The organism is Geomonas ferrireducens (assembly GCF_004917065.1).
Taxonomy (GTDB): domain Bacteria; phylum Desulfobacterota; class Desulfuromonadia; order Geobacterales; family Geobacteraceae; genus Geomonas; species Geomonas ferrireducens.
This window is the reverse complement of sequence record NZ_SSYA01000003.1, coordinates 33,681-46,911: the sequence shown is the minus strand read 5'-3', so window position 1 is coordinate 46,911 and position 13,231 is coordinate 33,681. Positions and strand designations below refer to the sequence as shown.

The 13,231-nt window shown below is 64.7% G+C and carries 17 protein-coding genes; 8 read left to right on the top strand and 9 right to left on the bottom strand.

What is annotated here, in order from left to right:
• Window positions 1–172: 172 nt before the first annotated feature.
• From E8L22_RS16080 to E8L22_RS16065, 4 genes are all read right to left on the bottom strand, one after another.
• Entirely contained in the window at window positions 173–1,264 is a 1,092-nt protein-coding gene (locus tag E8L22_RS16080) for a two-component system sensor histidine kinase NtrB (RefSeq protein ID WP_136526167.1), read from the bottom strand.
• 9 nt (window positions 1,265–1,273) lie between these two features.
• Window positions 1,274–1,468, bottom strand: a complete 195-nt coding sequence (locus E8L22_RS16075; RefSeq protein WP_136526166.1) for a ferredoxin — start codon at window positions 1,466–1,468, stop codon at window positions 1,274–1,276.
• Window positions 1,469–1,600: 132 nt separating this feature from the next.
• Entirely contained in the window at window positions 1,601–2,560 is a 960-nt protein-coding gene (gene arsS / locus E8L22_RS16070; protein WP_136526165.1) for an arsenosugar biosynthesis radical SAM (seleno)protein ArsS, read from the bottom strand.
• An 8-nt stretch (window positions 2,561–2,568) separates the two neighbouring features.
• Window positions 2,569–2,901, bottom strand: coding sequence for an arsenosugar biosynthesis-associated peroxidase-like protein (locus E8L22_RS16065; RefSeq protein ID WP_136526164.1), 333 nt, complete (start codon window positions 2,899–2,901; stop codon window positions 2,569–2,571).
• Between the two features lie 238 nt (window positions 2,902–3,139).
• On the opposite strand from E8L22_RS16065, the gene E8L22_RS16060 reads away from it, so the two are divergent.
• Genes E8L22_RS16060 through E8L22_RS16050 form a run of 3 tightly spaced genes read left to right on the top strand, consistent with a single transcriptional unit; the run spans window position 3,140 to window position 5,478 of the window.
• Complete coding sequence (locus E8L22_RS16060) at window positions 3,140–3,559, top strand: QcrA and Rieske domain-containing protein (RefSeq protein ID WP_129128005.1); 420 nt, start codon at window positions 3,140–3,142, stop codon at window positions 3,557–3,559.
• A gap of 24 nt (window positions 3,560–3,583) precedes the next feature.
• A complete protein-coding gene (locus E8L22_RS16055; RefSeq protein ID WP_136526163.1) occupies window positions 3,584–4,681 on the top strand; it encodes a cytochrome b in 1,098 nt (365 codons plus the stop codon).
• Window positions 4,678–5,478, top strand: a complete 801-nt coding sequence (locus E8L22_RS16050; RefSeq protein ID WP_136526162.1) for a cytochrome c3 family protein — start codon at window positions 4,678–4,680, stop codon at window positions 5,476–5,478. Before E8L22_RS16055 ends, E8L22_RS16050 begins: the two co-directional genes overlap by 4 nt.
• Here the strand turns inward: E8L22_RS16050 and E8L22_RS16045 are convergent.
• The 5 genes from E8L22_RS16045 to E8L22_RS16025 are packed head-to-tail and all read right to left on the bottom strand — an operon-like array spanning window position 5,475 to window position 9,764.
• On the bottom strand, window positions 5,475–5,996 hold the full coding sequence (locus tag E8L22_RS16045) for an acyltransferase (RefSeq protein WP_281282994.1): 522 nt from the start codon (window positions 5,994–5,996) through the stop codon (window positions 5,475–5,477). The genes E8L22_RS16050 and E8L22_RS16045 overlap by 4 nt on opposite strands.
• Window positions 5,974–6,237, bottom strand: coding sequence for an acyl carrier protein (locus tag E8L22_RS16040; protein ID WP_136526161.1), 264 nt, complete (start codon window positions 6,235–6,237; stop codon window positions 5,974–5,976). The genes E8L22_RS16045 and E8L22_RS16040 overlap by 23 nt, the downstream gene beginning before the upstream one ends.
• Window positions 6,238–6,262: 25 nt before the next feature.
• Window positions 6,263–7,249 (bottom strand): NAD(+) synthase, encoded by a 987-nt coding sequence (gene nadE, locus E8L22_RS16035; protein ID WP_136526160.1) that lies wholly within the window; start codon window positions 7,247–7,249, stop codon window positions 6,263–6,265.
• Between the two features lie 31 nt (window positions 7,250–7,280).
• Window positions 7,281–8,837, bottom strand: coding sequence for a class I adenylate-forming enzyme family protein (locus E8L22_RS16030; RefSeq protein WP_136526159.1), 1,557 nt, complete (start codon window positions 8,835–8,837; stop codon window positions 7,281–7,283).
• A gap of 24 nt (window positions 8,838–8,861) precedes the next feature.
• Window positions 8,862–9,764 carry an asparagine synthase-related protein gene (locus tag E8L22_RS16025; protein ID WP_246044710.1) on the bottom strand — a complete coding sequence of 301 codons (903 nt, stop codon included), beginning with the start codon at window positions 9,762–9,764 and terminating at the stop codon, window positions 8,862–8,864.
• On the opposite strand from E8L22_RS16025, the gene E8L22_RS16020 reads away from it, so the two are divergent.
• From E8L22_RS16020 to E8L22_RS16005, 5 genes are all read left to right on the top strand, one after another.
• Window positions 9,718–10,572: a CpaF family protein gene (locus tag E8L22_RS16020; RefSeq protein ID WP_281282993.1), complete on the top strand. Its 855-nt coding sequence runs from the start codon at window positions 9,718–9,720 to the stop codon at window positions 10,570–10,572. The genes E8L22_RS16025 and E8L22_RS16020 overlap by 47 nt on opposite strands.
• 15 nt (window positions 10,573–10,587) lie before the next feature.
• Entirely contained in the window at window positions 10,588–11,547 is a 960-nt protein-coding gene (locus tag E8L22_RS16015; protein ID WP_136526157.1) for a type II secretion system F family protein, read from the top strand.
• A 9-nt stretch (window positions 11,548–11,556) separates the two neighbouring features.
• Window positions 11,557–12,465 (top strand): type II secretion system F family protein, encoded by a 909-nt coding sequence (locus E8L22_RS16010; RefSeq protein ID WP_136526156.1) that lies wholly within the window; start codon window positions 11,557–11,559, stop codon window positions 12,463–12,465.
• 7 nt (window positions 12,466–12,472) lie between these two features.
• Window positions 12,473–12,601 carry a hypothetical protein gene (locus E8L22_RS21905; protein ID WP_281282992.1) on the top strand — a complete coding sequence of 43 codons (129 nt, stop codon included), beginning with the start codon at window positions 12,473–12,475 and terminating at the stop codon, window positions 12,599–12,601.
• 271 nt (window positions 12,602–12,872) lie between these two features.
• On the top strand, window positions 12,873–13,199 hold the full coding sequence (locus E8L22_RS16005; RefSeq protein ID WP_136526155.1) for an STAS domain-containing protein: 327 nt from the start codon (window positions 12,873–12,875) through the stop codon (window positions 13,197–13,199).
• Window positions 13,200–13,231: the final 32 nt, after the last annotated feature.

Below are 13,231 nucleotides of genomic sequence, written 5' to 3'. Positions count from 1 at the left end.
GCTGACGCGGGATGCGTCCTGCGGGCTCGGTCGGGGAACCATTTTTCAAGGAACGTGCCACGCCGCGGGAAAGGGGTAACTCACCGGGATCACTTGCTGCCGGGAAGACCGCCTGGGGCACATGCGCCCGCCTTCTGTGGAATATCCGGCAGCCGGCGTAGGATTTTCCACACTACGCGGAGAGCGGGAGAGCTACCAGGAAGGTGGTCCCGCGCCCCGGCTCGCTCTGCACCTCCAGGGTGCCGCCATGCCCTTCGATGATCTTCTTGGTGATGGAGAGCCCTAAGCCGGTGCCGCTTCCCTTGGTGGTGAAGAAGGGTTCGAAGATCTTGGCGAGCGCCTCGGCGGAGATGCCGCTCCCCTCGTCGGTGAAGCGGATCTCGATGCGTCCATCGCGCCCCAAGTTGGTGGCGACGCGCACCTTCCCCCCATGCGACGAGGCCTGGATCGCGTTCAGCAGGATGTTCATGAAGGCCTGGTGCAGCTTCCCGGGATCGGCGACCACCTGCGGGAGCGCACTGCGTTCGAGCTCAAGAGTGACGCCGCCGGTGAGGGCCTGGGCGGAGAGGAGGGTCACGATGTTGGCAAGTTCTTCGTTCAAGTCGCATTCCCTCTTGTCGGCCGGCTCCGGGCGCGCCATGCGCAGGAAGTCCTCGACGACGCGGTTCAGGCGGTCGGACTCCTTGACGAGGATCTCCAGAAATTCGTGGCGGTTGGCCGTGCTGCCGTCCTCCATGAGGATTTCGGCGGTGCCGCGGATCGAGGCTAAGGGGTTGCGGATCTCGTGGGCCAGGATGGCGGAGAGCTCGCCCAGGGCGGAGAGGCGCTCGGCGCGCCGCAACTGCTCCTCGATCCTGATGATGAGCTCGGACTGCTCTTTCAACTGCCGGTAGGAGTCCTCGAGCCCCTTGGCGCTACGCTCCAGCTCCTCGCGGCGGAAACGGTCCTGCTGCGACAGGAAGCCGGTGATCCCCCCTACCACGTTGTAGAGGATGACCTCGAGGTATTTCTCCATCTCCATGGCGATGTGGCCGCCCCACTGGAAGAGGATGTGGGGGGCGTAGGCGATGGTGACAAGGATGGCGCAGCCGATGCCGCCGCGAAAACCGAACCAGAAGGCGGATAGGATGATGGGGATGTAGTACAGGCGCTGGAAGATGTCGTGCAACACCGCGAGCCTGAGCGGTGTGAGGTAATGCAGAAGGCTTATGGCGACGACGCAGGCGAAAAGGGTGGCGCCCCTGAAGAGGTCGGTTCGTCTCATGGGGAGTGCCTACTCCTCCCAGATGATGCAGGAGACCGGGCAGAGGTCGATGGCGCGGGCCTGGATCTCCGCCTCGTCGGCCCCTTCCGGGTCGTAACACTCGGACTTGCCGTGGTCGTCAAAGCGGAACACGGCGGGAAGGTTCCCGATGCAGATGCCGCAACTGATGCATTCGTCCTTTTTTACCAGCGGTTTTCTCGCCACATGTTCCTCCTTTCCCGGCGTCGCCGCGGGCGCTGAGCACTCGGGGCCAGGGGCCACTATAGCGCAGAAGAGACGACTTCCCAATGAAAAATTTGCGGACCGGCGGCCTAACTAGGCCACGATGCTCCCCCCTCAGGTGAAGCCGGCGCCCACGGTGCAGGCGTAGCAGTGGTCGGCGGCGGGGATGGATGTGCCCGGCGCGGGAAGCTCGGTGAGCTCCCGCAGGAAGCGCTCCTCCCCCCCCATGTTGATGCCGCGGGAGAGGTGAAAATCGCAGTCGTAGAGGCGTCCCGTCCAGTCGACGGAGAGCTGGCTGCGGCACATTACGCCGGAGACGGCGCAGGGGTTGAAGCCGGAGGCAAGCTTGTCGAGGTAGGCGTCCAGGTTCCCCGAGCGCTCAAGGAAGAGGCGGAAGCGGCCGAGCGGCGCGTTGGCGAAGGTGTAGAGGTTGTGGAAGCTGACGCCGTGCCTGCGTGCGAGATCGCGCCGGAACTTCTCCTGGGCCTGGAGCTGCGGCGCCGGGAGGAAGGCGCCCGAAGGGTTGCTGACGAGGTCGAGCTCGAGCGGGCTTCCCGGCATGCCGTAGCCGAGCGCGTTCAGACGCGCAAGTGCCGCCATGCTTCGCTCCCAGACCCCGGCACCGCGCTGTGCGTCGGTTTGCGCCTGGTTGGCGGCGGGAAGCGAGGCGACAAGCGTGACGCCTAGGTCGCGGTAGAGTTCCATGAGGGGCTCGCCCCGCTCCCCCTCCAGGACGACCAGGTTCGTGCGCACGATGAGCCTCACGGCGTGAGGTGCCAGGCCGCGTAAAAGGTAGGGGAGCTCCGGCACCAGTTCCGGGGCGCCGCCGGTCACGTCGATGACGGCAAAGGGAAGGCGCGCGGCGGCGGCGATCACCTCGTCCATCACCGGGCGCTCCATAATCTCGCTCCGGGCGGGACCCGCCTCCAGGTGGCAGTGCCCGCAGGCCAAGTTGCAGACAAGGCCTACATTCACCTGCAGCGCGTGGGTCTCGTCCCGCTCGAGGCGGAGCTCGTGGCGCGCGAGCCGTTGCCGGAAGCTCTCCGTCGCGTTGTTTTGCGTTGTTCCGGGCATCCCGTCTCCTAGAGCGAAAGTTTTTCCGCGATCTTGCGCATCTGCACCCCGTGTACCAACGAGGCGCCGCCGCGGATCGCGGTCACCACGTGCAGGGCCTCGGTCATCTCTCCCAGGTGCGATCCCTTCTCGAGGCAGGCCCTCGTGTAGGCGTCGATGCAGTAGGGGCACTGCACGGTGTGGGCGACGGCGAGGGCGATCAAGGCCTTTTCCCTTTCGGTGAGCTCCCCTTCGGCGAAGACCTCGTTGTAGTAGTCGAAAAACTTCCCGGCCAGTTCCGGCGCGTCCTTGCCGATCTCGGCGAAGCTCCCGAGGTCCTTCGGGTCGTAGTAGGTTTCCATGCGTCCTCCTTTTCGTTGTTGCGGGTACAGCCGGGGAAGCATATCGGAAACGGCGCTGCGGGTAAAGGGAAAGAGGGTGCTCCCTCATGAGCGGACGCCTCTGTTAAAGCCTTGAAGTTCCGCCCACGCGGGGGGATGAACGGCGGGGACACCTGATATTCATGAAGAAAGTCGCTTGAAATGACCCAAGTGGTCATTATACTTGTGCCGAATCAACCGACACTTGCGGGGGGAAGGCATGGAGAACGAAGGGAGAAGGAAGTTTCTCGGGGTCTGCGTGGCCGGCTGCACGGTCGCGGCCGCGGCTGCCGCCGGGTACCCGGTGCTGCGCTACCTGGCACCCAGATCCGGACAGGGAGGGGCTGCCAAACTGGTGATACCGGCCGGGGAGCTGAAGGAGGGGGACGCCAAGTTCTTCGAGTTCGCCGGGTCCTCCGCCGTCCTCATCAAGACGAGCAGCGGCCAACTGGTCGCGCTCTCCGCAGTCTGCACCCATCTTGGCTGCATCGTGCAGTGGGTGAAGGAGAAGCAGCAGTTTCTCTGTCCCTGCCACGGCGGCCAGTTCTCCACCGACGGAACCGTGCTGGGGGGCCCTCCCCCGCGCCCGCTCGCTAAGATCCCGTTCACCGTCACCGAAGGTAACATCACCATCGGTTAACCCTTTCCGCTTACGGAGGCATCCATGTTAAACCGGCTGTACCGCTGGCTCGATCTGCGCTACGGGATCGGCGAGATCGCGGAAAAGGAGCTCACCGGCTACCTTCTGCCGCGCAACATCAACGAATGGTATTCCCTGGGGAGCGTCCTTTTGGTGATCTTCGCCATACAGGTCGTCACCGGCATGCTCCTCATGATCTACTACGTGCCGGACGCGGACAAGGCGTTCAAGAGCGTCTCCTTCATCATGAACGAGGTCCCCTTCGGCTGGTTCATCCGCCTGTGTCACGCGGTGGGGTCGAACATGATGGTGGCGGTGCTCCTCATGCACATGCTCTCCACCCTCATGATGGGGAGCTACAAGGCGCCGCGCGAGTTGAACTGGGTCACCGGCTTCACGCTTTTCGCCCTGGTGCAGGGGATCTCGCTCACCGGCTACCTCGCGCCTTGGAGCCAGCTCTCCTTCTGGGCCACGACGGTCGCCACCAACAGCGTCAGCGCCATCCCGGTCTTAGGCCCCACCCTGGTCGAGTTCCTGCGCGGCGGAAAGCTCGTGGGGCCGGCAACGCTCGGGCGCTTCTTCGCACTGCACGCGGCGGTCCTCCCCGTGGTGATTGCGGCCTTCATCGGGGCCCACCTCTTCTTCCTGAAACGGACCGGCATCTCGGCTCCCCCCTTCGGCAGGGACGAGACGGCGAACCCGTTCGAGGCACGCGAATACCACTACCAGGGGCACCCGGGGGGTATCCCCTTCTTCCCGAACTACGCGCTGCAGGATCTCAGCTCGATCTCGATCTACTTCGCGGTGTTCCTCGCGGTGGTCTTCTTCTGGCCCAACATGCCGTTCACGCCGGACGCCTTCGTCCCGGCCGACCCCTTCAAGACACCGGCGCACATAAAGCCGGAGTGGTACTTCCTGGCCAACTACCAGACCCTGAAGATCTTCCCGAGCGAGTTGCTAGGGCTCTCGGTGCAGGCGGCGGCGATGACCTTCCTGGCGCTGCTCCCTTTCATCGACCGCTCTCCTGAGCGCCACCCCTTGAAGCGCCCGCTCTTTCTCACCCTGGCGATCGCCGGCATCCTGCTCTGGATCGCACTGAGCGTATGGGGGCACCTGTCATGATTCGGAAAAACATCCTGGCCATCCTGCTCCTAGCACCGCTTCTCTTCCTGAAACCGGCCGCAGCTGTCGCCGCGGAACAGCCGGAGACCGTCTGCATACAGTGTCACGGCTCCATGCCGGACCGGCTCGGTGCGCCGGTGAACCTCTGGCGCGGCAGCATCCACGCGGAAAACGGCATCTCCTGCAACGGCTGTCACGGCGGCGACCCGAAGGACGCGGCGAACGCCATGAGCCCGCAGCGCGGCTTTTTGGGGGCTCCCAAGGAGAAGGACATCCCCGCCTTTTGCGGGCGCTGTCACCCCGGCGTCTACAAGGATTACCTGGCCAGCGCCCACGGGCGCGCGCTCGGCGCGGGTGGACCGACCTGTGTTACCTGTCACAGCAACCATCAGGTGATGAAGGCGTCGCTCGCCCTCATCAACGAGAAAAGCTGCACCCGCTGCCACAGCTTCGAAAGGGCGAAGGCGATCCGGGACGCCATGAGCGGGACCGAGGCACGCATCGTCGGGATCTCGGGGAGGATCGCGCAGTTCCAGGTGAGCGGGGTGGATACCGAGAAGATGGGCAAGGCGCTCTTTGCGGTCAGAAACCGCTTCCACACCCTGTTCCACGACGTGGACGTGAATCGGGTGAAGAACGAGTCGGCGGCGATCAACAAGGAGCTCGACAAGCTGGACGCGGCGCTCAAGGTGATCGATGACGAGCATGCGCGCCGGCGCGTGGTGGGGGGGATCGCGGTGGCCGCAGCCCTCCTGCTCGCGATCCTGTTCCATCTGATGAAGAAGACCTACGACTAGAGCTTTTTGAGCCCGAAGAGGAATTTGCGGTACTGGACCTCCCCCGCGTTGGTCAGCGGGTGGGTGATGCGCGCGAGTGGTTGCGCGGCGGGGGGGCCGTAGAGGGTGCCGGCGGGGACGTTGCGCGTGACGACGCTCCCCGCCACGACCACCGCCCCCGCGCCGATGGTGACCCCATGCAGGATGGTGCAGTTGGGTCCGATGAAGGCGCCGTCCTCGATCACCACCCCGCCCTTCGCCTCCTCGGTGGCGCGGTTACCGAGGTAGAAGTGGGCGAACACGGTGCAGCGCAGGCCGATGGTCACGTTGTCACCGATGACGATCTGATCGGGGTGCTGGTCGTCCAGGTAGACCAGTTGGCTGAGCCAGACGTTTTTCCCCATGCGCACCCCGCGCAGACGCTGTAGCCACGGGCGCAACGTGTATCCCCCCGGGACCACCATCGCGAGCTTTCCCAGCACCCTCTGCAGGATCCCCATACCCATGGTCTCCCCCTTAAGCCCCTGCGACGGCGGCACGGCCGCGTTTCACCTCCACGAAAGCCGCCACCCGGCGCACCGAGTCGAGGTTCTCCGGGGTGAGTTCCTCGTCGTCCACGGCGATCTGGTAACGCTCCTGGAGGTAGGTGACCAGTTGCAGGATGCCGGTGGAGTCGACGATCCCTTCCCTGATGAAGGAGCTGTCGTCGGTAAGTCCCGCCTCATCCCCGAACAAAAAGTTGTCCACGACGAAGTTCCTGATCTCTTCGGCAACGCTCATGGTACGCCTCCTTTACCCTTTCGGGTCACAGCCACCCCACCTCTTCCATCAACAGCGGCGGCAGGTGCAGGTAACGGGTGGTCCTTCTCTTGGTTTCGATATCCTCGTAGACCATGCGCACCTGGTCCGGGGTGAGCCCGAGTACGGGTGCGACGGTTTCGGCAGGGACACCGTGGTTTTTCCCCCAGAGGCAAAGATCCATCTGTTGGTAGGGGAGCGAGAAGTAGAACTCGTCCTGCCCCTGGGCAAGGGAATAGGTGTCGGTGGTCGGGGCCCTGCGGCGGATCTCCTCGGGGACGCCCAGGTACTCTGCCATTTGGTACACCTGGGACTTGTAAAGGTGCGCGATCGGTTTCAGGTCGGCGGCGCCGTCGCCTAGCTTCACGAAGAAACCCTGGTCGTACTCGAGCCGGTTCGGCGTGCCGGCGACGGCGAAGTTCAGCCGGTCGGCGTGGTAGTACTCGAGCATCTTCCTCACGCGCTGCTTGAAGTTGGTGGCGGCGACGATCTGCAGGTAGGGCTCCAGGGGGAGGCGCACCGTGCGCTGCTCCCCCTTGTCGTCCTGCGTCACGAGAAAGAAGGTGGTGAAGCGCGGCTTGTCGGTAACCGCGGAGATGACGATTTTCGAGCTCCACCCGGGTCCGTACCCCGGCACCACCTGGCGCACCGCCTGGTCGTACTTCTCGTAGCAGCCGACGGCGTGCAGGATCCCGGAGATGTCCTCCACGCAGGTCGTTATCCCGAAGGTAGCAGCGAGCTTCCCGCTCAAGGCAAGGGTCTCCGGGGCGGAGTGGCGCTCGGGCATCTCGAGCCCCACCACGCGCCTTGCACCGAGCGCCCGGACCGCGAGTGCGGCGGTCACGCTGCTGTCGATCCCGCCGGAAAGGGCCACCACCATCCCTCCCCGCTTGACCTCCCTGCGCATCAGTTCCCTGATCCTGGCACAGATCCGTTCCGCCTCCCGTTCCGGGTCGAGGCGGAGCACCTCGGGTGAAAACGTCGCTGTCGTCATAGGCACCTTCCTGTCCGGTCCCTGAGGGGACCTAGCTGGTGGTCGATGAAGCCGCGCCGCAGATGACCAGACAGGAGGCCCGGTCTACCTTGCCGCTTGGGTGTTTGGGAAGCAGGGAAACGAGCCGTATCTCCGCGGGGATCTTGTGTCTCGGGAGTTTCGCGCGGCAATGGGCTAAAAGCGCCAGGTGGTCCGCGGCCCCTTCAAGCGGCGCGGCAAGGGCGACAAGCCGGGTCCCCAAAAGGGCGTCGTCGACACCGAGCACCGCCGTCTCGAGCAAAAGTCCGCTCGACATGAGCACATCCTCGATCTCCTGCGGGTCGACGCGGTGCCCCCCCACCTTGAGCAGGTGGTCCTTTCTGCCGGTTACGTAGAGGTAGCCGTCGCCGTCACGGTAACCCATGTCCCCGGTGTGGTAGCCGTTTCGGTCGAGGACGCGCGCCGTTCCTTCCGGGTCCCCCCAGTACCCCAGCATGATGTTGGGGCCCGAGGCGACCAGTTCGCCGCTTTCTCCCTCGGAAAGCTCCTCGCCGGCCGGGCCGAGCACGCGGACCGTCACCCCGGGGATCGCTCTTCCGATGGAGCCGATCTTCTCGGCGAGCCGCTCCGGCTCGACGTAGGTGAGGCGCGCCGCCGCCTCGGTCGCCCCGTACATCACGAAGAGCTTCGTGTGCGCCGGCAGGACCTGCATGAGCCGCTCCTTGATCTCGCGCGCCATGTGCCCTCCGGCCTGGGTGCAGTAGCGCAGGGCCGGGAGCCGCTCCCGGAAGGAGGCAAGCGGCGAGCGGTGCAGAAGGTAGGCGTAGGTGGAGGGGACGCCGGAAAAGCCGGTTACCCCCTCCTCGGCCATCTGCCGCAGCACCGTGGCGCTGTAGGCGAAGTTGTTGTTGATCACCACCGTACCCCCCACGGCGACGTGCGTGTTGAGGAGCGATTTCCCCATGACGTAGAAGAAGGGGAGCACCACCATCTGGACGTCGTCCTCGGTGAGATGCAGGTATTCGACGATGGAGCGGGTGTTGCTCACGATGTTCGCGTGCGAAAGCATCACCCCCTTAGGGACCCCCGTGGAGCCGGAGGTGTAGATGATGCTGGCGAGGGAGGTATCGGCGATGGGACTACCTTCCGGTGGGAGTTCCTCCCCCTTCAGGGCCTGATCCCACCCCCAGGCGCCCCCCTCCCCCGCAGGGGCCGCCGCGTCGGCGAAGAGAACGAAACGGACCGAAGGGAGAAATTGGGGCGGGGTCCGCAGCAGGGTGCCCTCCCGCTCCATGATGATGCCTGCAGGCTGCAGTTCCTCGCAAAGACGTGCGAGTGCCTCGGGCCTGGTCTGAAGGTTCAGCGGCACCGCGACCGCCCCTGCCTTCAGGATGCCGTAGTAGCTCGCCACGTACTGGACGCCGTTGCCCAGAAGCAGGACGATACGGTCTCCCGGCAGCACGCCGCGCTCCACCAGGAAGGCGGCCAGGCGGGACGCGGCACGATCGAGCCGGCGGTAGGTGACCCGCTCGCCGTCGTGGACGAGGGCCACCTTGTCCGGGCGGCGCGACGCGCTGTTTTCCAGGAAGTGGTGCACGCAACCGTTCATGATCTCTCCTTTAAAACTTCGGCCTTACCCACGGGGGCGCCCCTTCTTCCGCAAAAGTGGGGCGCACACGAGGTCCGGATGCACGACAGGCACCCCTTTCCAGGAGGCGGCGGCGACGAACTGGCGGTGCAGGATTTCGGTGGTGACGATCCCCATGAGGGCCATGTTGTCGAATTCACCGGCCGGGGTGGTAAGCACCTTGCGGAAAAGACGCCCCACCCGCTCCGGATCGAAGTAGCCGCTCGCCTTAAGGCTCGACGTGCTCAGGAGCTCTTCCACGTAATCCGCCGCGGCCAGGGTAAAAAGGGAGCGGACCGGCGCACGGTAAGGCTGCTTCGCCCTTTTCAGGATCCTCTCGGGCAAAAGGTCGCGACAGGCCCTTTTCAGGAAGTACTTCTCGGCGAGCCCTCGCATTTTCCAGTGCGCAGGAAGCCGGAAGGCGGACTCGATCACCCGGTAATCTAGGAAGGGGTGGCGCATCTCCACCGAATGGGCCATGGCCACGCGGTCCCCCTGTGCGGAGAGAAGAAAGCCCGCGAGGAATAGCTCGATCTCCAGGACCTGGGCGCGGCTGAAGAGGTCGCGCCCGGCGAACCCCTCCGGGAGCAGGTGTACAAGTTCCTCGCGCGGATCGTACCCCTCGAGCTGCTCGCGTAAACCCTTCGACAGGAACGGAAGGTTTCTCGCCCCTCCCCCCCAGCGCACCGCGTGCGAGAAGAAGGGATCGTCCAGCTGCCCAGGTTCTACGGCGAAGAACTCCCGCAGGAAGTGGCGCCCGCGGGAAGGGTCGCGGAACACGTAAGGGTAGAGCCGCTCGAGAAGGCGCGGGCGCAGCGACGAGCCGGGAAGGCGCCCCCACCACTGCCTGATCTTCGCCTCCTTGAACGTCGATGCGAGGCTTCCCGACGGCTCCCGGGTCAACGCCATCATCCCCCCCCTTGCCTTGGACGGACCGGTCCTCTCCATCCGCCGCTTCGGACGCGACCCCCTCACCATGAAAGACCTGGTGCAACTGGAAACGGTCGACGAGCGCATGGCGCAACTGCTCGAGGCAGCGGTGCAAACGCGCCTCAACATCCTCGTCTCGGGCGGCACCGGAACCGGGAAGACCACCCTTTTGAACGTCCTTTCCGCCTTCATCCCGGAAGGGGAGCGGGTGGTGACCATCGAGGACTCGGCCGAGCTGAAGCTCAAGCAGGAACACGTGGTGCGCCTGGAGACGAGGCTGCCGAACCTCGAGGGACGGGGCGAGGTGACCTCGCGCGACCTTTTGCGCAACGCCCTCAGGATGCGGCCGGACCGGATCATCATCGGCGAGGTACGCGGCGCCGAGGCGCTCGACCTTTTGCAGGCGATGAACACGGGGCATGACGGCTCCCTCTCCACCGTCCACTCCAACACCACCCGCGACGCCCTCTCCCGTTTGGAAACCATGGTGCTCATGTCCGGCGTGGAGCTTCCCGAGCGGGCGGTGAAGGAGCAACTCGCCTCGGCCCTGAACCTCGTGCTGCAGCTCGTGCGCTTCTCCGACGGCACCCGCAAGGTGGTGAAGCTCTCGGAGATCACCGGGATGGAGGGGAACACCATCGTGATGCACGACGTGATGGTCTTCCAGCAGCAGGGGATCGACCGGGAGGGAAGGGTCGTCGGGGAGTTCGTCACCACCGGCGTCCGTCCCCTCTTCGCCGAACGATTCCGGCTTTTCGGCATCGAGCTCCCCCAGGCCATGTTCTAGCTCCAGGAGACGGTCATGCTCATCCCCATCGTCACCTTCGTTTTTCTCACCGCCCTCTTCACCTTCGGCGCCGCCTGCCTCTACCTGGTTCAGAGAAGCGCCTCGCCGCGCGCGGAGCTGAAAAAGCGGCTGCATCAACTGGCAGGGACGGACCGGGAGCTCCCTCCGGAACTGCGGGCACGCCTTACCGAGCAGGCCCGCCGTGCCGGCGCCCTGGTGACCCGTACGTCTCTCGCACGCAGCATAGCCAAAAGGCTTGAGCTGGCGGGGATGTCAATCCCGCCCGCCTCGGTACTTGCGGCAAGTGCCGTGACCGTGGTCGTGGCGGGAGCGGCAACGGCGCTCGTGACGGGAAAGGCGGCGTGCGCAGCGGCGGCGGCAGCGGCCGTCATCGGCGCCATGGAGATCGCGCTTCGCTTGAGGATCTCGCACCGGCGCGAACGCTTCACCGAGCTCTTACCCGATGCACTCACCATGATCGCCCGCTCTCTCCGCGCCGGGCATTCCCTCGCCGTCGCGGTGCAGCTCGTGGCCGAGGAAGTCCCCGCGCCGGTAGGCCCCCTCTTTAGGACGGCGCACGAGCAGCAACAGTTCGGGCTTAGGATGGTAGACGCCCTCACCGCTATGAACGAACGGATGGAAAGCCTCGACCTCAGGTTCTTCACCACCATGGTGACCATCAACGCCGAGATCGGCGGCAACCTCTCCGAGCTTCTGGACAAGCTCGCCGGCACCATACGGGAGCGGCTGAAGATCAGGCGGCAGGTAAGGGTCTACACCGCACAGGGGAGGATGTCCGGCTACGTCCTGGGAGCCCTCCCCCTGATCGCCTTCCTGGTCTTCAACAGTGCCAGTCCCGAGTACGAGTCCGCGCTTTTGAAAGAGCCGACCGGTCTGATCATCCTGGTCCTCGCGGCACTGCTGCAGCTCGTCGGGCTTGCCGTCATCAGGAAGATCATCAACATCCGCATCTAGAGGTGCGCCATGCTCTACCTCATCTCCTTCACCGTGTTCTGCACCGCGCTTTTTCTGTGCGCCGCCCTGTACGGCTTCCTCACCAGGCGGAGCACCGTCATCCAGCGTCTCTCCGCTTTTCTCCCGGCGGGGGATAAGGGGGGAACCGCAAGGGAGTCCGCATCGGGCGCTTGGGCCGGGAAACTGAGCCGCATCGGGGAACGGGTGAAACTCCCAAAGGAGGAGAATTCCCGTTACAGAAAGGCGCTGGTTGCTGCCGGTCTGCGCAGGGACACCCTGCACGCCTTCATCGGGAGCAAGCTGTTGCTCGCCGTATTACTGCCGCTTCCCTACCTGCTCCTGGCCGCCGCCCCCGGCCAAGACTATTTCAGCGTCGACACCCTGCTCATCACCTCCGCCTTGGCCGTTTTTGGATACCTCCTGCCTAGCTTATGGCTGAAGCGACGGGTCAAGCGCCGCCAGGAGGCGATATTCCACGCCCTGCCGGACCTGCTCGACCTGGTCACCCTCTGCGTTGAAGCGGGGCTCAGCATGGACGCGGCGCTACTCAGGGCCTCGGAGACCCCGCAGTTCGGCAAAAACCCGCTCACCACGGAGATCCGGCAGGTGAACATGGAAACCCGTGCGGGAAAACCCCGCATGGAGGCCCTCAAGGACATGGCGCAGCGGACCATGGTGGATGACCTGAGGTCCTTCGCCACCATGCTCGCCCAGACCGAGAGGTTCGGCACCGGGCTCGGCCAGGCGCTGCGCACCTTTTCCGACGACCTGAGGACCAGGCGGCGGCAGATGGCGGAGGAGGAGGCGGCGAAGACAACGGTAAAGCTCATCTTCCCGCTCGTGTTCGCCATTTTCCCGGCGCTGCTGGTGGTCGTCCTCGGGCCGGCGATGGTGCAGATAGCGAAGGTGTTCAAGTAAGCGCACGGTGCGCGAAACCGGAGCCCAATCCACCCCGAAGGAGGTGAGGCGCATGAAGATCGATTTCAATACGTTCGTCCTGCTCATCATTTCGGTCCAACTGGCACTGGGGTACGTGAAGTCCTCCAGGAAGTAACTCTTCTCCCCCTCTTGCCGGCCCAGCGCCGGCAAGAGGCCCCCCCCCTGCCTTCCTCTGCCTGACACGCACCAAACACACTAAACACACGACACGCCTAACCCATTCCTCCAGGCACCACCCAAGGTGCTCCAATGAGGATTTATCCCCCCAAAGATAAATTAAAGTGCCGGGCATGCCTGCCGATAAGCAGCTCATCATATAACACTGGTTGTTTGCTGCGAAAACTCCCGTACTGAATAAGGGAAACACCTTATGGGGCCTGACGATCATGCCAAAAAAAGGTTTTGTTAATGACGTAAACATCACACTGGACGGCGACTGCACCATGGAGCGGGTCGCCGACCTGCACGCGCTCCTCGCGGAGCGCTGCGCGGCCCTGACCGGGACGCCCCCCTCCGCGGCGGGGGTGCGCGTCGACTTGGCACAGGTGACCGGGATCGACGCCTGCGGCTGCCAGCTTCTCGCGCTCTTTCTGGAGCAGTTGAGACGCCTGGGCATCGCCGCCTGCGCGGACGGCGCCGGCGCCGAGATCCGGGAGCGGATCGAGCTCCTCGGTTTCTGCACCCTTTTTTCCGGAGAACACCAGCAACCGTAACCAGACCGGCCCAAAACCGGCGCGATCGACCG

Excerpts from the sequence above, each read along its gene's own strand:
- E8L22_RS16080 (WP_136526167.1), bottom strand. The coding sequence starts at position 1,264 with ATGAGACGAACCGACCTCTTCAGGGGCGCCACCCTTTTCGCCTGCGTC.
- arsS (WP_136526165.1), bottom strand. The coding sequence starts at position 2,560 with ATGCCCGGAACAACGCAAAACAACGCGACGGAGAGCTTCCGGCAACGG.
- E8L22_RS16065 (WP_136526164.1), bottom strand. The coding sequence starts at position 2,901 with ATGGAAACCTACTACGACCCGAAGGACCTCGGGAGCTTCGCCGAGATC.
- E8L22_RS16060 (WP_129128005.1), top strand. The coding sequence starts at position 3,140 with ATGGAGAACGAAGGGAGAAGGAAGTTTCTCGGGGTCTGCGTGGCCGGC.
- E8L22_RS16055 (WP_136526163.1), top strand. The coding sequence starts at position 3,584 with ATGTTAAACCGGCTGTACCGCTGGCTCGATCTGCGCTACGGGATCGGC.
- E8L22_RS16050 (WP_136526162.1), top strand. The coding sequence starts at position 4,678 with ATGATTCGGAAAAACATCCTGGCCATCCTGCTCCTAGCACCGCTTCTC.
- E8L22_RS16040 (WP_136526161.1), bottom strand. The coding sequence starts at position 6,237 with ATGAGCGTTGCCGAAGAGATCAGGAACTTCGTCGTGGACAACTTTTTG.
- nadE (WP_136526160.1), bottom strand. The coding sequence starts at position 7,249 with ATGACGACAGCGACGTTTTCACCCGAGGTGCTCCGCCTCGACCCGGAA.
- E8L22_RS16030 (WP_136526159.1), bottom strand. The coding sequence starts at position 8,837 with ATGAACGGTTGCGTGCACCACTTCCTGGAAAACAGCGCGTCGCGCCGC.
- E8L22_RS16025 (WP_246044710.1), bottom strand. The coding sequence starts at position 9,764 with ATGGCGTTGACCCGGGAGCCGTCGGGAAGCCTCGCATCGACGTTCAAG.
- E8L22_RS16015 (WP_136526157.1), top strand. The coding sequence starts at position 10,588 with ATGCTCATCCCCATCGTCACCTTCGTTTTTCTCACCGCCCTCTTCACC.
- E8L22_RS16010 (WP_136526156.1), top strand. The coding sequence starts at position 11,557 with ATGCTCTACCTCATCTCCTTCACCGTGTTCTGCACCGCGCTTTTTCTG.
- E8L22_RS16005 (WP_136526155.1), top strand. The coding sequence starts at position 12,873 with ATGCCAAAAAAAGGTTTTGTTAATGACGTAAACATCACACTGGACGGC.